Origin of the sequence: Marinomonas shanghaiensis, from assembly GCF_003259175.1 — a bacterium.
GTDB classification, from domain to species: domain Bacteria; phylum Pseudomonadota; class Gammaproteobacteria; order Pseudomonadales; family Marinomonadaceae; genus Marinomonas; species Marinomonas shanghaiensis.
Genome location: NZ_QGOK01000017.1, coordinates 105873 through 126414 on the forward strand (window position 1 = coordinate 105873; position 20542 = coordinate 126414).

Consider the following 20542-nt stretch of genomic DNA (forward strand, 5'->3'; position numbering starts at 1 on the left):
ATTTTGTCAGAAACAGGGTTAATATTTGGGGGCGTTGTTTACTTTACAATTGATTAATGACGGCATTCAAATAACTTTTATAAGAGGTCTTTGCTCTGTTTGACGACTGAGGCAGGCCGCTCATCAGGTAATTGTCAGATTAAAGAAAAAGGCATGGATAGGTATGAAGCACCCCCCAACAGTGTTAATTGTCGATGATGTACCAGAGAATTTACGTATTCTGAAAGAGGTCATGGATGCTCTGGATTGTCAGATTGTCGTCGCCAACTCAGGTGAGCGAGCATTAGAGCTGTTAGAAAGAACACAACCATGCCTTATTCTATTGGACGTCATGATGGGGGGAATCGATGGGTTCGAGACCTGTCGCCGTATTCGAGTTCACCCTTTGCATAAAGATGTGCCTATTATTTTTGTAACGGCATTGGCGGATGATATTGGTCGAGGCTTTGAGGCGGGCGGTAACGATTACATTAGTAAGCCGATTCGTATCGAAGAGGTACGCTCAAGAGTGCAACACCAATTGGAAAAATTTCAGTTGGTTAATGAACTTAAAGCGTTAACGTCGTCATTGGAGGAAAAGGTTCGAGAGCGCACAGCAGACTTGAATCTAGTGAATCGAAACCTGCGTAAAGAAGTTAATGAAAGACGTTACATGCAGGACCGACTGAAATACCTTGCTCAACATGACTTTGTTACGCAGCTTTATAATCGTGATGCGTTAGACGAACGTGTTTCCTATCTTATTTCTGGAATTCAAGCAAAAACCTCAGAGTATGTACCTTACTTTATTCTTATTGATATCAATGAGTTTCGCTTGATTAATGATTCATGCGGTTGCATTGCTGGTGATGAGTTATTGCATCAATTGGCCTCTTTAATAAGCGAACTGACAGACCCACAACGAGATTTTTGTGCGCGTTTAAGTGGAGACAAGTTCGCGATAGTGATGAGCAAAGGTGGCGACCAAGCGGTTGAATCTTTTTTTCGCCTATTACAGCAAGGCATCAAGGACTTCTCCTTTGCCTGGGATGAGCGTCACTTTCGAATGAGTGCGACTCAAGTAGCGATACCGATTACTTTGGATATGGTGTCGTTTGAACAGGTGGTGATGTTAGCCGATGAAGTGTGTTATTCCAGCAAAAAATCGGGTGTGCGTTCCCGCATTGTGAAAAATGCCCAAGACCTTGCTTATGAAGAACACCGCGGTAATTTAAACTGGGGGCTACGCATTATTGATGGTCTGGAAAAAGACTTATTTGAAGTGCACTTTCAGCAAGTTCGTTCGTTAATACAAGAGGAACCCAAAAAGAAAATTGAGATATTGGTTCGACTCAAAGACGAAGAAAATGGTGGGCTTATTTACCCTAATGACTTTATCAGGGCCGCTGAGCGATTTGGCATAGTGTCAAAAATAGATCGTTGGGTGATTAGTCACACCATGCAACAGTTATGCGAACAACCCAGTCTGTGGGAATCAATTGATCAAGTTGCATTGAATGTGTCGGCGTTGTCTGTACGCCAAGTAGACTTTGCTGAATTTATTGTAAAACAATTAAAGCATTATCAATTAGACGGTCATAAATTTTGCTTTGAAATCACCGAGACGGAAGCGCTGAATAACTTTGCGGATGCAAGGCGCTTTATGTCTGTTTTGCACGAGCATGGCTGCAGCATCGCCTTAGACGATTTTGGTACTGGATTTTCGTCTTTTGCTTATTTGATGGATCTGCCTTTTGATTTAATCAAGATAGATGGCATGTTTATTAAGGACATGCATGTTAATAAAATCCATCATGGCATGGTGGATTCGATCGTAAAATTAGCCAAAATGCTCAACAAACCCGTAGTGGCTGAGTTTGTTGAAAACCAGAAAATAGTCGATGCACTGCAGTTACTGGGCGTTGAATGGGGGCAAGGATATTTCTTCCATAAGCCCGAAAAGCTGTAGACTTAAAAACCAACTTACAAAATAGGGCGGTTAGGGGATTCTGTAGATGGATATCGAGTTGCCTATGATTTTGAAAGCCTTAGCGGCTTTGTTCGTGGTCACTGTGCTGATTCTAATTGTCTTGCAACTGGCATTTTTAATGCGGTTTAAACAGCTTCAGCGCCGATATTCTCGTGCCATTTTGGCTACTAATGCCGGTGTTTGGGAGTGGTTTCCTGACACGGATCGTTTGTATGCCTCTTCTGAATTTTTTATGCAGCTGGGTTTTGAGGAGAGCAAAACCCCGAAACATCTTGACGACTGGTTGGCCTTTTTATCGCCAGAAGATCAAGCTGTTTTTAGTGCATGGAAAAACGCACTACTAGAGCAAGAAGCTCACCTTGCTCCTAAGTCCACCCGGTTGCAAATTCGTAACCATCGCCATGAAAGCTTCTGGATCAAGATGCGTGGTAGTGTGACGCGCAGAGACAGCCACTATCGTGCTGTCAGTGTGGCGGGGATTTTTGAAGAAATCGGTCATCTGGTTGAAACCGAAAATGAATTGATCTTGGCGCGGGAAGAAGCCCGTCGCCGTGAGTTGACTCTATCGTCTTTATTAAACAATATTCCCGATATTGTATGGTCCAAAGATGAGCATGGACGGTATTTAGATTGCAATCAGGCGTTTCTGGATTTTAATAATTTGTCCGCCGATGACATCAAGGGCAAGACGGATTTGGAGTTAAACTTTGACGGTAAAGGGCATTATTATCAACGTCGAGACGATGAAGCACTAAAAACAGGTTTTACCTTACATGAGCAAACATGGGGAGACCCTAACGATGGCGGTGAGCCTCGTTTGTTTGAAGTCTATCGAGTGCCTGTTATCGAACCATCCATTCATTTTCGTGGTACGTTAGGGATCGCCACAGACATTACTGAACGTCACCTTCTTATCAATCAACTGAAATTGTTCAAAAGCTTTGCTGATAACTCCGCACAGGGATTTGCGATGGCGACGTTAGATGGAAAGATTTCCTACTTTAATGAAAAAATACGCGCTTTGTTAGGGGTAAAAGAAGACGCAGGTGACGGCTTTTTAAAAGCCCTTAACTACCTTGAGTTTTACCCCGAAGTGAGTCAGAAATTTCTTAAGGAAACGGTGATTCCATATGTGAAGGAGCATGGGGTTTGGCAAGGAGAATTGCAGGCAAAAAGCTTAGATGGTCGAGTGTTTTCCACCTATGAAACGTATTTCTTGTTACGGGATGAAGACGGCAAGCCGATTTCGTTTGGTGACATAATGAGTGACATCACCGAGCAAAAACAGGTTTCTTTGCAGCTAGAGCAAGCCAAAGAAGCCGCGGAACAAGCCAACCAGGCCAAAAGTCATTTTTTGGCGAACATGAGCCATGAAATTCGCACACCGTTAAACGCCATTATTGGCTACGCACAGCTGATCAGTGAAGATAACCAATTAACGGGTCTATCAAGAACGCGATTTTTATCGATTGCCAGTGCTGGCGAGCGTTTATTGGCCCTGATTAATGACATTTTAGACATTGCTCGTATTGAATCGGGTCGGCTTGTTTTGCATGAGCAAAAAATCAATTTATGCCGAGAGATTAGTCAGATTGGACGATTATTTCAGGGCCAAGCTCAAGAAAAAGGGCTGGATCTTATTGTTCAGTGTGATGTTGATGACCAGCAGCTTGTTTGGATGGATCCCATTAAATTTCAGCAAATTATGACTAATTTGTTGGGAAATGCTGTGAAATTTACCTCTCAAGGTTATGTTAAGGTGTTGGCGAGAATAGAAGAAGAGCGCATTCACGTCATTATCGAAGATACCGGTCCTGGTATAGAAAATGAACTGATGGAGCATTTGTTTACCCCTTTTATTCAAGGGCGAGCCGGCGAAGCCTCTGGTGGAACGGGACTGGGATTGGCATTGTCAACAACCCTGGTCAAACTCATGCGCGGTTCGCTGTCGGTAAAAAGCAGTGAAGGTGTGGGCACTCAGATCATGGTGGATTTGCCCCTAGCAAAAATTAGTGACGAGGAAGATATCTCGCTTGATGAGCAAGAAACTTTTTTGAATATGCGTTTGAATGAACCCATTCGAGTGTTAGTGGCAGAAGACGACGAATGGTCAAGGGACATATTGGTTTCGCTATTGGAAAAAGCGGGTTGTCAAATCATTGAGACCAAAGATGGAGAGCAGGCAATAAAAGCCTTTTTAGCCAATCCCCCTGACTTTGTGATGACGGATATCAGGATGCCAAACAAAACGGGCATTGATTTATTGAACTTGGTTCAGCAACAAGACCCACAACGAACCATTCCCATTGTGGCGATAACGGCCTCTACTTTAATGCATGAGCAACAAGCGTTGCTGGACCAAGGGTTTTGGCAAGTGATAGCCAAACCTTATCAAATAGAAGAGATCTACAAAGCGCTCATTACACACTTGGATGTGCGCTTTGTGCCGATTTTTGATGTCAACGCCACACTCAAGAGTCTGGATCCATCCAAGAATGTAGATGAAAGCAAACAAGACAATGCTGACGATGTCGTGTCAGAGGCTTTGGTTTTGCGAACGTTTGATGACTGGCGACCCTTATTTCAGGCCGCGCAAAGTGGCGATGTGCAAGCTACAGAAGACGCTTTTAATGAACTGGGCGCTCTTATGTCTGTGGCGCAGCAAAAAGCGATTCGATCAGCGATCGAGCAGTTTGATTTAGGGCGAGTAGAGACATTGATCGTGCAATACACAGAATCATTAAGATCGCCTCCAGACAAATAGACTGTACGTATGGTTGTCACGGTTCATGTGTTTCATTCAAGGGATGTTGAAACCTTTTGGTTTGACGCCAATCGTCCCCATGGGTAAGGTCAAACAAGACAAATCATAGGGAAAACGCCTACAATAGAGGGCACTGATTTCTTTTTACCTTAACGAACCGCAACAGGTAGTTCAATGACCCGTTTAGCCTCTTTAGACTTTCCTTTTACTGCCGTAGCTGGGCAAGAGCCGCTAAAACTGGCGTTGATTTTGTGTGCGATTAACCCACATATTGGCGGTGTTTTGATCAGCGGTCCGCGTGGTTCTGCTAAGTCTACTTTAGCCAGAGGCCTCTCTGGTGTCATGCCATCACTAGAAGACGAACAGTTAGCGCCTTTTGCGACCTTGCCATTGGGTACCAGTGAAGACCGTTTGCTTGGTGCGTTGGATTTAGAGCAAGTTCTGCAAGACAAACAGGTCGCGTTTAAGCCAGGATTGTTAAGCAAGGCCCATGGCGGCGTCTTGTATGTGGACGAAGTAAATTTACTGGCGGATCATTTGGTTGATCAACTGTTGGATGTGTCGGCCAGTGGTGTGAATCGTATTGAACGCGATGGCATCAGTCATGAGCATGCGGCACGTTTTTTATTAGTGGGCACCATGAACCCTGATGAAGGTGAGTTGCGTCCGCAGTTAAAAGACCGCTTTGGTTTGATGGTCGCATTGAGCAATCAATACAGTCTTGAAGAGCGTGTGCAGATTGTGCGTCTGCGGGATGAGTATGACCAAGATCCTCAATCGTTTTGTGAGGCTTTTAAGTACAAACAACGCAACCTAAAAAATAGCATCCGCTTGGCAAGACAAGCTTTACAACAAATGCGTTGCTCTGACGAGTTACGTTTAGAAGTCGCGACGCGCTGCCAGCGAGCCAATATCGATGGGGTGCGTGGTGATATTGTGTGGATTCGAGCCGCCATGACACACGCTGCCTGGCGTGGTGCAAAAGCCGTTACGTTGGATGATATTCAAGCCGTGGAAGAGTTGGTCTTGGCTCATCGTCGACAAGCTCACTCTCAGCCTCAGGCATCTAGCCCGCCACCCTCTCGCAGACCGGATTATTCTCGTTCGCCTTCGTTGAATAATAGCCGTCAGCCACAAGATGATCTTTCTCAAGACAATCAACCCCATGAGCAAGATGGTTTGGGCGAATGGGGCAGTATGCCTCCGCAAGCGCAGGCCAGTAGTGCGCCGATCAGTGTAAGTGCGCGGGTCGAGTCAAACGAACGACGTCTCGCTCATACTCGTCTTGATGAGGTGGCATCAGGAAAGCGCAAAGGCAAACAGCTGGGCGGTTACCGTCCCGATGCCGTTCAGTCCACTGAACATCCGCCAACGGATGGGATTGATTGGTTTCGCAGCATAGTCAATCAACCCCAAGTTTGGCCGCCGAAGGACCTAATGCACAAACCGAGTAAAACAGGCTTGGCCGTTTTACACTTGGTGTTGTTAGATACCTCGGCGTCCACTTTAAGCCAAGGTGTTTTTGCTCAAGCCAAGGGGGTCATTTTAGACATTGCTCATCGTGCCTATTTGGCAAGAGAGCAAATGGCCATTTTAGGGTTTGGGCAAGACGGTGTGGAGTCGATTTTGCCTAAAGTCCGAGCGCCTAAAGAAATCGCTGATTTATTAGAAGATTTGGGGGCAGGTGGTGGTACGCCGTTTCGGACCGCGATGGAAAATGCCAGCCAATATTTGGCACAACAACACAAGGCAAATAATGGCCTGCGCAGTCAAACCTATATTTTGACCGATGGCCGAACCCAAGCCGATGTATCGGATTTGGTTTTGCTGGGAAACACCATCTTGATTGATATCGAAAACGCACCGGTAAAACGTGGCCGAGGCCAAGAAGTTGCCCAGCATTTGGGGGCTCAATACGTATTATTGGGCTCTCTTTTAGAAAACTTTTAGAGAACGTTTAAACATTTTTAGAGACTGCTTTATGACCGCTGTTGTTCATTGTCCCGCGTTATTTTTAACTGCACCTGCATCGAATCAAGGGAAAACCACGATCACCGCTGCTTTGGCGCGTTATTTTACCAATCAAGGCAAAGTGGTTCGCGTCTTTAAAACGGGGCCAGATTACCTTGATCCGCAAATTTTAGCGCAAGCGTCTAGACAGCCTGTAGAGCAGTTGGATATTTGGATGGCGGGGGAAGATTACTGCCAAGACATGCTTTATCAAGCCGCCCAAGTGGCGGATTTGATTTTGGTGGAAGGTGCTATGGGCATGTTCGATGGGGAGCCTTCCAGTGCCGATCTAGCGGCTCGTTTTGGCATTCCTATGGCGATAGTGATGGATGTGAAAGGCATGGCGCAAACTGCAGCGGCCGTGGCGACTGGCTTGGCGAATTTTCGTGATGATGTGCAAGTTGCGGGCTTGATCGCCAATCGCTGTGGCAGCGAACGTCATGCTGAATTAATTCGCGATGCGCTGCCGGCCAACTTGCCATTATTGGCTGCGCTAAAACGTGACGAAGACATTACCTTGCCAGAACGACACTTGGGCTTGGTGCAGGCCGACGAAGTGAAAGATGAACTGGAAGTGCGTTTTGACGCAGCGATTGAATGGCTAAAAGACACACCAGACACAGGCTTGCTTGAATTACCTAAGGCCGTGCCTTTTTATCCTATGAATCCAGTTAGCATCAACCAAGCCTTTGAGCAACGTTTACTGGGCAAAACCATTGCAGTGGCCAAAGATGCGGCGTTTAGTTTCATCTACGATGCCAACTTGATTGCTTTGAAAAATTTAGGCGCGAAAGTGGTGTTTTTCTCGCCTTTGCATGATTCCGTCTTGCCATATGCGGACGCACTTTGGTTGCCGGGTGGCTATCCTGAATTGCACGCCAAAGCTTTGTCAGCAAACACCACAATGTGCCAAGCCATTCAAGATTTTTATCAGTCAGGCAAGGGCATTTTGGCTGAATGCGGCGGTATGCTTTATAGCTTGGAGACGTTAACGGATTTAGACGATAATGAATACCCTATGCTCGGGATTCTTGCAGGACAAGGGGCAATGCGTGGCAAACGTGGTTGCCAAGGCATGCAAACTGCCGTGATGCCACAAGGCGAAATTCGTGGACACGCCCACCATAGGTCACGCAGTGCCAATACGCCGGAGCCTGTGGGTTATGGTCGTCGTCAGCGACACCCCGCACCGGGCGAGGCGATTTATCAACAGAAAGGCTTAACCGCCAGTTATTTGCACCTATTCTTTCCCTCTAATCTTGATGCGACCGCTGCGCTTTTTTTAGCGGATCAACAGGGTTAGCGGACGATGTGGCCTGAAAGTGCTGAGTCGCCCGCGCCATTACGAACGGGCCTAACCACGGGAACCTGCGCGACCGCTTGTTGTGTGGCGGCGGCGCAAGCACTTTTTGCTCAACAACAAGATCCCAGTGTGCGAGTTACCTTGCCCAAGGGCAAGGTGGTGGATCTCGCCATTATTGAGTATCAAATTATAGACAGCGGCATCAAAACCGCGACGATTAAAGACGCTGGTGATGACCCAGACGCAACCCACGGTGCCACTTTATTTGTCGAGCTAAGATTGTCCCCAGAACAGGGCATACGCTTTCATGCGGCGCAAGGTGTTGGCACTGTCACGCGAACGGGTTTACTCCTTGATGTGGGCGAACCAGCGATTAATCCTGTACCGCGTAAAATGATGACAGAGCATTTAGAAGGCTTTGCGCAAACGTATCATTACCAAGGGGGATTTGATGTCTCTGTTGGTGTGATTAATGGCGAGCAAATTGCCCAAAAAACCATGAATCCACGTTTGGGGATTTTGGGCGGATTATCGATTCTCGGTACCACAGGCATAGTGCGTCCTTTTTCCTGTGCGGCTTACATTGCGTCTATTCATCAAGGTATCGATGTGGCTCGGGCGAATGGCTTGACCCACATTGCCGCTACCACAGGCAATGCCAGCGAAGACGCCATAAAGAGCCATTATCAATTGGATGATATGGCCTTGATCGAAATGGGCGACTTTGTGGGCGCTGTGTTGAAACACATTAAAAAAGTCGAGCAAACCGATTCTCCCAAGTTAAATCGTCCAATCCAGCTAAGTAAGCTCAGTATTTGTGGTGGCTTTGGTAAGATCAGCAAGCTTGCTCAACATCATATGGATTTGAACAGTCGAGCGTCTAGTATCGACCTTGGCGCGTTGGCAAAACTGGCCGCCAGTTTAGGTGCCGATGACCGCTTGCAAGAACGCATGACAAACGCCAATACCAGTGTGGAAGCCTTGTCGTTCGCCATGTCAGCAGGTTTGCCACTGGCTGATGCGGTTTGTCTGCAAGCTTTAGACTTTGCCAGAAAATACATTCCTGCACACATAGAACTGGAAGTCTGGGCGATTGACCGCAAAGGCCAGTTTGTTGGTAAAGCCTTGGATGCTGATCACACAAAACGAGGCAAGCCATGAAGATTTTATTATTAGGCGGCACCGCCGATGCTCGCCGTTTGGCCGACTCATTACATAAAGAGAATGTAAGCGTCATCTACAGTTTGGCAGGCTTGGTTCGAGTGCCAAAAGTCGATTGCCAGCTGGTGGTTGGCGGCTTTAGCCAATTTGGTGGGTTAGCTCAGTACTTGAAAGACAATAATATTGGCGCGATTTTGGATGTGACCCATCCTTATGCACAAACCATGAGCAGCAAAGCGGTTATGGCCGCCAAAGAAGTCGGCATTCCCTGCTGGCGATTTCACCGTCCTGTCTGGCAACAAGAAGCGGGCGATCAGTGGCAGGATTACCAAGACGACGGCGATTTACTGGCTAAGCTTAATGGATTTCGTGTGCCATTGTTAAGTGCAGGGCAAATGAGCGAAGACTTACTCAAATGTATCTTACAATTGACGAATATCGAACGTATTGTGTGGCGAACGGCGGTTGAACCCTTATTTTCCCTGCCTGATAACATCCATTGGATAAAAGCCATTGGGCCTTTTGCCTTAGAAGACGAGCGCCAATTGCTAGTGGATCATGGCATCGACGTCATCGTCAGTAAAAACAGCGGTGGCTCAGCCACCTATTCCAAACTGGAAGCCGCCAGAGAATTCTCTATTCCCGTTTTATTGCACGCCCGGCCAATTTTGCCTGAAGCCGAACGTGAGTTTAGTGACACAGATGAGTGCCTGAAAGCCTGTTTAGCAGCTTGGGGCAAAACTTCTACCCATATTCAGAATCAACAAAAAAGCAGCCAACAGTGACTTCTTCAGACGACTATCAATGCAACTATCAATATGAAAACAACCCTCAAGCCATTGAGCAAGACAGCTTTCGACAAATTCGCGAGCTAACCGACTTATCGGGGTTGAGCCTAGATCAGCAACAAGTGGTGATGCGCGTGGTACACAGCCTTGGTTTGCCTGATGTGGCTGAGCAAGTACGATTTAGTGCGAATGCCACTCAAGCGGGCCGCGAGGCGTTAGCCAATAACGGCGCGATTTTGTGCGACGTGGAAATGGTTAAACAAGGCGTGACCAAACGCATGATAACGCAGGCGCCATTGTGTTTTTTGAACGACCCTCGTACCGCAGAGTTGGCAAAAAGCAAAGGCGAAACCCGTTCTATGGCGGCGCTGAGTTTATGGCAAGACGATCTTGCTGGCAGCGTGGTATTGATTGGTAATGCGCCAACCGCCTTGTTTCGTTTATTGGAAATGATAGAACAAGGCGCACCGAAACCAGCCTTAATTATCGGCATGCCAGTGGGCTTTGTCGGCGCAGCGGAATCGAAAGAGGCGCTGTGGGAAGCCCATGAGAAACTGGGGGTTGAATGCATCACCTTGTTAGGGCGAATGGGGGGCAGCGCGGTCACATCGGCCAGTTGTAATGCTTTGTTGCGCTGTAATATTGGTGAGTATTATTAATGCATTCTATGAACCTTGGTATTCAATGCACTTGCGCCTGTTTCGCAAGCTCAACGCGTCAGCGTGAATCAAATACCAAGGTTCTTGTTATCCGTTTTTTATTTTCGTTAATCCACCTAGCTTACTGTAATGGCATGGAATGGAAGTAGGTTTATGAAACACACACAAATGCCAATCCATGTTATCGGTTTGGGCGTTAACCAAGTGGCGCATCTGGATGAGGCGGCGCAAGCGGTTTTGGCGAGTTTGTCACCGAACGATATTGTGTTGGGTGCGCCGCGTCAGCATGAAACGATTGCGCACTATGCTCATCTGGCGCGTCGTGAAGATCTGCCCAAACTCAGCATGCTGAAAGAAGCCTTTGCCAATTGGCAGTCCGAAGGGGCGAAGCAGGTGGTGGTGTTGGCGTCTGGGGATCCTTTGTATTACGGCATTGGCGCTTGGTTAATGCGTACTTTCTCTCTTGAGTCTTTGCAGTTTTATCCGAATGTTTCCAGCATTCAGGTAGCATGTCATCGTCTTGGTTTGTCTTTACAAGAGGTGCAAGTGGTGAGCTTGCACGGTCGCCCCTTGGCATCGTTGCGCCGTTATTTGCAGTCGAATAAGACCTTGGTGTTGCTGACGGATCAATACAGCCAACCCCAACACATTGCGCAAGAATGTGTGCAGGCAGGGCTAGATCAAAGTGAAATAACCGTGTGTGAAGCCTTAGGTTATGAACAAGAAAAAGTTCGCACCTTTGGCGCAAACTCTTTGGTAGACGCTGAACTCGAATGGGATCCGCTCAATGTGGTTGTATTGAAAACCAGTCCACAAGCCTCACTTTATCCAAGCTCGGTGGGCATTCCCGATGCGTCTTTCGTGACCGACAAAGGAGACGGCAAAGGCATGATTACTAAGCGAGAAGTGCGCTTGGCGATTTTGTCTTACATGGACATTCAGCAGGGTGACACAGTGTGGGACATTGGCGCGGGTTGCGGTGGTGTGAGTGTGGAAATGGCCTATTGGCATCCACGTAGTCAGGTTATTGCCATCGAGCATCACCCAGACCGTTTGGCCTGTTTAACGGCCAACCAGGAACGTTTTGGTGTCATGCAGAATTTATCCATTGTCGCAGGTCGAGCACCGGATGTGCTGGTGGATTTGCTTGCCGACAATAAGAAACAAGATGGCAAGCCCAATAAAGTCTTTATTGGTGGCAGCGATGGTGAATTGATGGCGTTGATGTCGCAAGTGTGGGATTTATTGCCTGATGGAGGTTGTTTGATGGTCAGTGCCGTGACGGAAGAAACCAAGTATCAGATTATGCAATTTGCCCAACAGCGTGATCAAGTACAAGACGCTGATGAACAAAGTTTGCAAGTAGCGATTGCCAAAAGTGAGCGATTGGCAGGACAACGGCTATTTCGTCCTAGTCTGCCTGTGACGCTTTATCATTTTAGAAAATATACGGCCTCAACATCGGCCATCCATACAAACCATAAGGAAAACGCACAATGAGTGCCGTGGAAGTCTCCCCAAAAACAGGCCGATTCATTGGTGTGGGCGTGGGACCAGGTGATCCAGAATTAATCACCTTAAAAGCCTTGCGCTTGATTCAGAGCGCAAGTGTGGTGAGTTATCTTGCTAACGATGAAGGTGGCTCTCAGGCAAAAAACATCGCCAGTGAAGCCTTTGCTGGTGTGACCCATGCGCAAAACGAAATTGCCATTGTCATGCCGATGTCGACGGATCGTTCATTGGCAAATGAAGCTTATGATAATGGCGCAAAAGCAATTGCCAATGAGTTATTACAAGGCAGAGACGTGGTTTTTTTATGTGAAGGCGATCCATTATTTTTTGGCTCTTTTGCGTATTTATTAGAACGTCTAGAGGGCGATTTTCCATGCCAAGTGGTGCCTGGGGTGTCGTCTATTAATGCCGCCTCATCGGCTTTAAATCATCCGTTAACCGTGCTGAAAGAATCTTTTGCCGTGGTGAGTGGTCGCCATAGCGCAGAGCAGATCGATACCGCGTTAGAGCAACACGACAGTGTGGTGATCATGAAGGCTGGGCGAGCTCGTCCGCGCATCCTTATGGCGTTGCGCAAAACTAATCGCATGCAAGACGCAAAATACCTTGAATACATTGGCCGTGAAAACGAACGCATTGTTCGAGATGTGTCTACCTTGGAAGACAAAGCTGGGCCATACTTTTCTTTGTTCGTGGTGACCAAAAGTGAGCGAGGCACAAGGTGATACGTTTTATTGCGTTAACTCCTGCGGGGGAGCGGCTGGCGAATAAACTTTTGTCTCAAGGTCTGCAGAATCATTGGCCAGAGGCTGTGGTCGACTACAAACCAAAACCCTTTGCCGAGTTTGTGCAAACGGCCTTTCAAAACGGTGATTGGCTGGTATTCATTTGTGCTACTGGGATCGTGATGCGAACCCTTGCCCCAGTGATTCAAGACAAATACCAAGATCCGCCTGTCTTAGTGTTGGATGAAGAAGGGAAATTTGTCATTCCGCTATTATCGGGTCATGAAGGCGGTGCGAACGAATGGGGGGCGCAAGTAGCAAAATCCCTTGGCGCGCAGTTAGTGATGACCACCGCGAAGCCTTACTTGAATCCTATTTATACCTTGGGAATGGGCTGCGAACGCAACTGCCCGCTGGCATTCCTTGAAAGTCTCATGCTCGATGCACTGGCACAAAAAGGCTTAACGCCAAGCGATATTCATTCCTTAAACAGCATCGACATTAAAGCCGACGAAACCAACCTCATCGCCCTCGCAACAAAATACCACTGGGACTTCAACACCTACAGCGCCCAACAACTCGCGCCAATGGAGGCGCTACTCAGCATCAAATCCGACTATGTATTTAACACCGTCGGTGTCTATGGCGTCGCCGAATCTGCCGCGCTGTTAGCGGCACAGATACACACAGGAACAGAGCCCGAACTTATCTTAAATAAAATCAAAAACACCAAAGCGACCTGCGCATTGGCGAGAGGGTTTAAGAGAGCAGAGCCATTGTTCGCCTAGCAGTCAATGAATCTTGGGTTTTAAGAAGTAAGAAATTTATTGAACAGTTTGAACGTCGAGTGGGCATTGCTGGTAAAACAGCAGAGCATGGAGGGGATAGGGAGTCAAAAGAGTATAGAAATCAACGACTCTGATTTCTTGAAGTTTAGAGATTCTGTAGATCTATTCAACTGGTTTGATGAATATATGGAATTTGATGATGGTACGCCTTATGACTATATCTCATATGAATTCACTGACACTTACCCAGATTGTCCTGTCCGCACTGTCCATAGACATTTATTGTTTAAAAATCAGCCGTTTTCAGAAAAACTCTCCTGAAATCGGTTGGTTTTTTGTTCATTTCCTACGATCATTTTCAGAAAATTCAGTCCAAAAATAAATTTCGGTTAATAATTGATCTGTTTTTCGTTTGAAATACGTGATTGCTTCTCCAAACGTGTGGACACCTATTTTTTTAAGTATTGTTAGGCTCTAACAAGGCGTTATTCTTTCTTTTTTGCCTTGTCCGTTTTCAGGTTGATGAATGATAAGGTGTTCTGATAAGCCGACTCTGGTGTTTGATAATCTAGGTTCTGATGTAGCCGAATGTTGTTGTACCACCAGTGGAAATTTTGCAGCAGATAAGGCAGTTCAGGGTAATCTTTATATTTTGCTGGGAGTTGGGCGAATACTGATCTTAGTATTCGGCCTCTTTTTGATGTCTCACGGCAAGAATCGTTGCTGTTTCACCATCGAAGCGATACAGCACTATATAGCCACTCGTTCCGAAATCGATTAGCCATTCTCGAAAGGCTGCATCCATATCCTCAACTGGACGTCCGGCCTCTGACTGGTGTGCCAGTATTTTCACGCCAGCCCGTATTGTTTTGATAGCACGTCGAGCCGCATTTTCATCTTTTAGGGCGAGGAAGCGATAGAGTCGTTGTACGTCAGAGAGCGCTGCCGGAGACCAGATCAGATGTGGCACTTAGGAATGTCCACATCTTGACCTACTTCAAGCTTCGCTAGCCAAGCGTCAGCCTCCTCAAGTGTCAGGTGCAGACCATTTTCCTGATAGGCTTCCCAAGCTCTCAACGCGTCTTGTTTGAGCGATTCACGCTTTTCCTCACGCTCAACATAATCACGGATCGCTTCGCGCATGATCCAGTGTGATGAACGATGCCGCGCTTCAGCCAAGTGCTGGATTCGGCTTTTCAAATCATCGTCAAGTTTTACTGATGTTGCCATTTTGCCACCTCGATATCTAAAGGTACTACTTTCAAATACTATATCACGAAATCTCTCGTTGACCACCAACGATTCAGGGCGTTTAGCAGCCAATAAATCTTGGGTGTTAGGACGTAATACATTTATTGAACAGTTTGAACGTCGAGAGGGTATTGCCGGTAATATGGAGGGGATAGGAAGTCAAAACAGTGTAAAAAACAACGACTTTGATTTCTTGAATTCCCTCCCTTGCGGAGTTTGGGGGCAGATCAAAAACTAACCTGTTGACGTGGTGCCGTGATGCACATTCTTCAAATACTCAGTGCCACCACGAGCCATTGTATCTCTAGTTTCTTGATCTGACCCCAAGACTCCTTTTAATACTTACCAGCGATATTTTGTGCTGAGTACGATAGATCTTGATTGACCGTAGTAACAATAATAATCACAAGCAGAGATATATTCTTTATCTAATGCGTTGTTGATGTTGAGCTGTGCGCTCCATTTATCATTAATAGTGTAAGAGGCCATTATATCCAGTAAGGTGACACTAGGGACGGTCAGGTTGCTGTTTTCTGGGTTATCTTTTGATTCGCCAACATAACGTATACCGCTACCAAAAGACCACGCTGGCATGTTAAAGGCGGCGCCCTTTACATTTAACCAAGCGGATGCCATATGTTTTGGAATCATTCCAGCTTGTTTTTTCTGATTATCCGCTGTTTTATTCGTTTGAGCATCAGTGTAGGTATAGGCAAGGCTGAGTTTGGTATTGCTTGTTATGGCTGCCGTACCTTCTAACTCAATGCCTTGTGAGGTCACTTCACCTGCTTGTGTTGTGACACTGTTTTGAGTGACTAGTGCATTTTTTTGTGTCAAGTCGAACAATGCTAGATTGATATAGCCATCAATGCTTTCTGGAGTATATTTTATACCAAGTTCAACTTGTTTACCTTCTAGGGGCTTATAAAGTTGGTTGGTAGTGGTGTCTATTGTTGTGAGTACGTCGAATGACTCTGCATAACTCAAATAGGGTGATAAACCATTGTCCGCTATGAACATAACGCCCGCATTGGTTGAGAATTCGTTGTCGCTGCGAGTTTCTTCCTTGTTGCTTGCTTTATTGTGGTTTGTGGTCTTTATGTCATCGTATCGTCCGCCAATCAGGCCAATCCACTGCTGGTCAAGTTTTATTTGATATTGAGCATAAAGGCTTGCTTGAGATTTTTCGATATTGCGGTCAATGTTGTTCACAGTGCTTAGCTGAGTGTAATTTCCATATACTGGGTTATAAGGGTTGATACTCCCAAAACTATAGTTATCCTGCTCAACACCATCTGTCTCATGACGCTGAAGATCTAGACCAATTAATAGAGTGTTTTCAATTTGTTCTGAAGACCATTCAGCAACGGCTTGGTTGTCAAATGTTAAGCTTTCGTTGTTACCATCACGGAAAACAATCCCTCGACCAATAGAGGTAGTATTTACATCCGCGTTTGGAAAAGCGTAGGAGCTGCGTAAATATAAATCGTTGTAGCCGTAATTGAGTTTTTGAGACAGTGTCCAAGTCTCGTTTACATCGTGTTCAAGGATATATCCTAAAGACGCTTGTTTACGCTGGTATTTATCGTAATCAGGTTCACCTAAGTTGGTAGAGGGAGAAATGACGCCATTCGGCGAGCTTATTATGGTTCCCGCCGCGGGGAAAAAAGGGTTGGTTGGCGTGCCATCATCTTCTAAAAATGTCGCTAAAATTGTAAGGCGCGTTTGTTCTGAGAGCGTGAGGGACACGCTAGGGGCCAAGTAATAGCGTATATTTTCTGTTCCATTTAGTTGGCCGTCATTTTCCTTAAAAGCCCCTACTACCCTGTATTTCACTTTATTACCTGACTGTAATGAATCAGAAATATCAAAGGTAACAGCATGATGGTTGTTATTACCAACCTCGAGTTGGAGTTCTTTCTGGGGTACGTCTGTTGGTTTTTTCTGTACGGCATTCACAAGGCCACCTGGAGGTGCTTCGCCATATAAAATGGAGGATGGGCCTTTTAGTACTTCTATTTTTTCTAAACCATATGGCTCTAATAGCCAAGTGTAATAACCGTCTCTGAACAGTCGGCTGCCGTCTAAATACGTAGCGGCATCGAATCCTCTGACTTTAAACCAATCGGTATCATTATCGGCTCCATATGGTTGCGATAAAACCCCTGATGTGTAGCGTAAAGCTTCGTCTAATTTTTGAGGCGCGTGTGTCACTAGGTCTTCTTGATTAACCACAGACAATGATTTGGGGGTTTCTTGTGCGGGGGTATCGACCTTTAATACTGACGTACTGACTTCTATTGTGTCAAAGGTATAACCGCTATCTGAATTTTCTCCTGCAGAAAATGCGCCACTGCTTGTGGCGATTAGGATGGAGGGTAGAAATGTTCTTCTAATTTGTCTATTCAGCGACGTTCTTGTGGTATGTGACATGGTGATGGTATCCCCGATGGTCTATTCTTTTTGTCGTAATTTAGAGGTTGCTACAATATTGATACTAGTAATGTTAATGGTTTTCATTATCTCATATTGCTGGTGTATTCGTTTGTATTTTTATGCTGACATTAAATATTTTTATTCGATTCAAAGAGGGGTTGTGTGTGTTTGGCGAAGAGAGATTCGATCGTCGAGTGGTTATTGCTGGTAAAACAGCAGAGCATGGAGGGGAAATGACAGGCCTCACTTGATTATTGATAGGGCGTGTGCTTTCTTTAAAGTGTTGACTTCTTAGCGTCTGGTGCTTGTATAACATCTTGTTTTCGTGACGGTTTACTTTGATGGTTTATTGCGTGGATGTCTTACTGTTGGAAGAACTGTTTTCGTCTTTCGGTGTCGAAGAATAATAACAATATGAGTCTGTTGGTGAATCAGGACTCAGCAAAGAGAGGGCTTTCATGTCAAACGACCATATTTATGACAGCGCACCTTGGACACCCTTTTATAGAGTGGCGACAGGCGCTGACCATTCCGCTAATCAATCTAAAGAAAAGCATTTTTCCAATATTCCTGCGATGGTTGTGGCAGCGGCGAAGAATTATAAAGAGCAGCCAGCCTTTACTACCTGTATGCCCAATGGCATGAACGGCCATCTTACCTATTCACAAGTCGATGAGATGTCAGATGCCTTTGCCGTTTATTTGCGTGAAGCGCTGGGTCTAAAAGCTGGGGATAGGGTGGCGGTACAAATGCCAAATTGTTTGGCTTTGCCGGTTGCGGTTTTTGGTATTCTCAAGGCGGGTTGCGTGTTGGTCAATGTGAATCCCTTGTACACTCGCCGAGAAATGACGCATCAGTTTAATGATTCTGGTGCAACCGCTCTGGTTATTATTGATATGTTTGCCGATAAGTTAGAAGACATTTTGGCGAACACCGCGATTAAACATGTTGTTTTAACCTCGATTTCCCAATGGTTTGCGCCGCTTATTCGTGGTGTTTTAAATTTGGTGCTGACGTATTGGAATAAGACCATTCCAAAGCATAACCTTAATGCGCAATGGTTAGACGCTGCTATTGAGACGGGTCGCACCATTCAGAAAGAGAAAAATCTTGATGTTTCTGCTTATTGGCAAGGTCTGCAACGGGAAGAAACGGCCTTGTTGCAATACACCGGCGGCACAACAGGTGTGAGTAAAGGTGCTGTATTAACGCATGGGAATTTACTGAGCAATCTTGAGCAGGTGAATTCGGTGGCAGGCAGTCATATTGAAGCGGGTAAAGAGTGTATTTTAACCGCGTTGCCTATGTATCATATTTTTGCTTTTACGGTGAATTTGTTGGCTTTTTATCACAAAGGCGCTCACAACATATTAGTTCCCAGTCCTCGTCCTATTCAAAACTGCCAACGAGCGTTTGATAACTACCCCATAACGTGGATCTCAGGGGTGAATACACTGTTCAACGCTTTGTTAAATGAAGAATGGTTTACAGTTTATCCTCCTAAAACGATGAAAGTCGCCTTGGCTGGTGGGGCGGCTTTGCATAAATCGGTTGCGGCACGTTGGCGCTCTGTGGTGGGAACCCCCATCGCGGAAGGGTATGGATTAACTGAAAGCTCCCCTGTTATTTGTTTTAATCCGATTGGTTATGAACGAGAGAACAGTATTGGTATTCCTGCGCCTCTGACTGAGGTGCGTATAGTCGATAACAACGGCGCTACGGTAGGTTTGGGAGACGCTGGGGAAATTATTGCCCGTGGTCCTCAGATTATGAAGGGCTATTGGAATCGCCCAGAGGAAACGGCGCAGATCTTAAAAGACGGTTGGTTATATACGGGGGATATCGGCACCATGTCCGAAGACGGTCATTTTCATATCGTGGATCGTAAAAAGGACATGATTTTAGTGAGCGGTTTCAATGTGTATCCTAATGAAGTAGAGGACGCGATAGCACGGTTATCACAAGTGCAAGAGTCCGCTGTTATTGGTGTGCCAGATAGCCTAACAGGTGAAGCGGTTCATGCTTATGTGGTGTTAAGGGAATCGGGGCTGAGTGCTCAAGATATTATTAAGCACTGTAAAACAGAATTAGCGGCGTACAAAGTGCCTAAAAAAATTGTGTTCAGGGACGATTTGCCAAAAACACCGGTTGGTAAAGTGTTGCGGAAAGATGTTCGAGCCTTGGCTGTCAAAAGTGAAAAGGCAGCTCAACAATAATGATAAAATTTGGTATCGGAGATAGGGCGCTATGTTAAGTCCATTTGAAGAAAGTTTATTATCCATCATGATGGTGATCATTATGTTTGGCATGGGGGCGTCGTTAACATTTAAAGACTTCAAGTTATCCATGCGTCATCCACAAGCGATTGGCATCGGTTTTTTATCGCAATACTTGCTCATGCCCTTTATTGCGTTTGCTCTGGCGCGGATCCTCCATTTGTCCACGGAGCAGACGGTAGGATTGGTGCTGATGGGGTGCATGCCAGGCGGCACCACTTCGAACATTTTTGCGTATTTTTCTAAAAGTTTGCTGAGTTTGAGTATCATGATGACGATTTGCTCAACATTGGCAGGGTTTATTTTAGTGCCTATATGGATGGCGCTCTACACGCAGGGCATTGATGACGCGTTTAGGATTCCGCCGGATCAAATTGCGCGGCTGTTGTTTTTATTGCTTATTCCAACCTTGTTGGGTATGTGGTTAAGGCGTAAAAATGCGAACGTTGGCGCGATTATTGAACTTACGGGCGGTTTACTTGGGGCGGTAGTGATACTCTTTTTAGTGGTGACTTGGGCGCCACGTAATTGGCGATTACTCATAGAAACCAGTTGGCAGGTTTACGCCGCTGTGATTTTGCTTGGCTTAGTTGGCTTTTTATTTGGTTATCTATTTTCGAGAGTGATGAGGTTAAGCCCACAAAAAGCACGGACGGTGTCTTTGGAGACGGGCATTCAAAATGGGCCTTTAGCCGCTCTTATTGTCATCATGACGTTTACAGGAGAAACACAGCAGCTCATTTTGTTGATACCTGTGATGTATTCACTTTTCATTGTGTTGAATTCTACTTGGGTGACGGTTCTATACCGTAAAATCACTCATCGTGAAGAGCAGGCAAGAGACCAAGCGAAAGTAGAACCTTCTTAATATTTTACAGATTCAGGAACCGTATCAATTGA

The 20542-nt window shown here is 45.9% G+C and carries 17 protein-coding genes; 14 read left to right on the top strand and 3 right to left on the bottom strand.

Features of this window, described 5'->3' with window-relative positions; genetic code table 11:
• Positions 1 to 163 precede the first annotated feature (163 nt).
• The 11 genes from DKT73_RS14410 to DKT73_RS20070 all read left to right on the top strand — a co-directional run bounded on the left by DKT73_RS14410 (position 164) and on the right by DKT73_RS20070 (position 14000).
• The gene (locus DKT73_RS14410) at positions 164 to 1948 is read left to right on the top strand and encodes an EAL domain-containing protein (RefSeq protein ID WP_111639249.1); all 1785 of its coding nucleotides are present in this window, start codon (positions 164 to 166) and stop codon (positions 1946 to 1948) included.
• A 46-nt stretch (positions 1949 to 1994) separates the two neighbouring features.
• Entirely contained in the window at positions 1995 to 4733 is a 2739-nt protein-coding gene (locus DKT73_RS14415) for an ATP-binding protein (RefSeq protein ID WP_111639250.1), read from the top strand.
• A 174-nt stretch (positions 4734 to 4907) separates the two neighbouring features.
• Entirely contained in the window at positions 4908 to 6683 is a 1776-nt protein-coding gene (locus DKT73_RS14420; protein ID WP_111639251.1) for an ATP-binding protein, read from the top strand.
• Between the two features lie 31 nt (positions 6684 to 6714).
• Positions 6715 to 8046: a cobyrinic acid a,c-diamide synthase CobB gene (locus tag DKT73_RS14425; protein ID WP_111639252.1), complete on the top strand. Its 1332-nt coding sequence runs from the start codon at positions 6715 to 6717 to the stop codon at positions 8044 to 8046.
• Between the two features lie 6 nt (positions 8047 to 8052).
• Entirely contained in the window at positions 8053 to 9207 is a 1155-nt protein-coding gene (locus DKT73_RS14430) for a cobalt-precorrin-5B (C(1))-methyltransferase (protein ID WP_111639253.1), read from the top strand.
• Positions 9204 to 9992, top strand: a complete 789-nt coding sequence (locus DKT73_RS14435; RefSeq protein ID WP_111639254.1) for a precorrin-6A/cobalt-precorrin-6A reductase — start codon at positions 9204 to 9206, stop codon at positions 9990 to 9992. Before DKT73_RS14430 ends, DKT73_RS14435 begins: the two co-directional genes overlap by 4 nt.
• On the top strand, positions 9989 to 10654 hold the full coding sequence (locus DKT73_RS14440; RefSeq protein ID WP_111639255.1) for a precorrin-8X methylmutase: 666 nt from the start codon (positions 9989 to 9991) through the stop codon (positions 10652 to 10654). Before DKT73_RS14435 ends, DKT73_RS14440 begins: the two co-directional genes overlap by 4 nt.
• Positions 10655 to 10807: 153 nt before the next feature.
• Positions 10808 to 12154 (top strand): precorrin-6y C5,15-methyltransferase (decarboxylating) subunit CbiE, encoded by a 1347-nt coding sequence (cbiE, locus tag DKT73_RS14445; protein WP_232827891.1) that lies wholly within the window; start codon positions 10808 to 10810, stop codon positions 12152 to 12154.
• Complete coding sequence (gene cobI, locus DKT73_RS14450) at positions 12151 to 12891, top strand: precorrin-2 C(20)-methyltransferase (protein ID WP_111639257.1); 741 nt, start codon at positions 12151 to 12153, stop codon at positions 12889 to 12891. Before cbiE ends, cobI begins: the two co-directional genes overlap by 4 nt.
• The gene (locus tag DKT73_RS14455) at positions 12888 to 13679 is read left to right on the top strand and encodes a cobalamin biosynthesis protein (protein WP_111639258.1); all 792 of its coding nucleotides are present in this window, start codon (positions 12888 to 12890) and stop codon (positions 13677 to 13679) included. Before cobI ends, DKT73_RS14455 begins: the two co-directional genes overlap by 4 nt.
• A gap of 39 nt (positions 13680 to 13718) precedes the next feature.
• Positions 13719 to 14000 (top strand): hypothetical protein, encoded by a 282-nt coding sequence (locus DKT73_RS20070; RefSeq protein WP_157959191.1) that lies wholly within the window; start codon positions 13719 to 13721, stop codon positions 13998 to 14000.
• A 358-nt stretch (positions 14001 to 14358) separates the two neighbouring features.
• On the opposite strand, the gene DKT73_RS14465 is transcribed toward DKT73_RS20070, so the two are convergent.
• The 3 genes from DKT73_RS14465 to DKT73_RS14475 form a co-directional block, all read right to left on the bottom strand.
• Positions 14359 to 14649: a type II toxin-antitoxin system RelE/ParE family toxin gene (locus tag DKT73_RS14465; protein WP_111639259.1), complete on the bottom strand. Its 291-nt coding sequence runs from the start codon at positions 14647 to 14649 to the stop codon at positions 14359 to 14361.
• Positions 14637 to 14909, bottom strand: coding sequence for a CopG family ribbon-helix-helix protein (locus tag DKT73_RS14470; protein WP_111639260.1), 273 nt, complete (start codon positions 14907 to 14909; stop codon positions 14637 to 14639). Before DKT73_RS14470 ends, DKT73_RS14465 begins: the two co-directional genes overlap by 13 nt.
• Before the next feature lie 363 nt (positions 14910 to 15272).
• Positions 15273 to 17363 carry a TonB-dependent siderophore receptor gene (locus DKT73_RS14475; RefSeq protein ID WP_111639261.1) on the bottom strand — a complete coding sequence of 697 codons (2091 nt, stop codon included), beginning with the start codon at positions 17361 to 17363 and terminating at the stop codon, positions 15273 to 15275.
• Between the two features lie 122 nt (positions 17364 to 17485).
• On the opposite strand from DKT73_RS14475, the gene DKT73_RS20410 reads away from it, so the two are divergent.
• The 3 genes from DKT73_RS20410 (at position 17486) to DKT73_RS14485 (ending at position 20510) form a co-directional block, all read left to right on the top strand.
• Positions 17486 to 17617 carry a hypothetical protein gene (locus DKT73_RS20410; protein WP_269814505.1) on the top strand — a complete coding sequence of 44 codons (132 nt, stop codon included), beginning with the start codon at positions 17486 to 17488 and terminating at the stop codon, positions 17615 to 17617.
• A 207-nt stretch (positions 17618 to 17824) separates the two neighbouring features.
• Positions 17825 to 19582: an AMP-binding protein gene (locus tag DKT73_RS14480; protein WP_111639262.1), complete on the top strand. Its 1758-nt coding sequence runs from the start codon at positions 17825 to 17827 to the stop codon at positions 19580 to 19582.
• A 31-nt stretch (positions 19583 to 19613) separates the two neighbouring features.
• Positions 19614 to 20510 carry a bile acid:sodium symporter family protein gene (locus DKT73_RS14485; RefSeq protein WP_111639263.1) on the top strand — a complete coding sequence of 299 codons (897 nt, stop codon included), beginning with the start codon at positions 19614 to 19616 and terminating at the stop codon, positions 20508 to 20510.
• Positions 20511 to 20542: the final 32 nt, after the last annotated feature.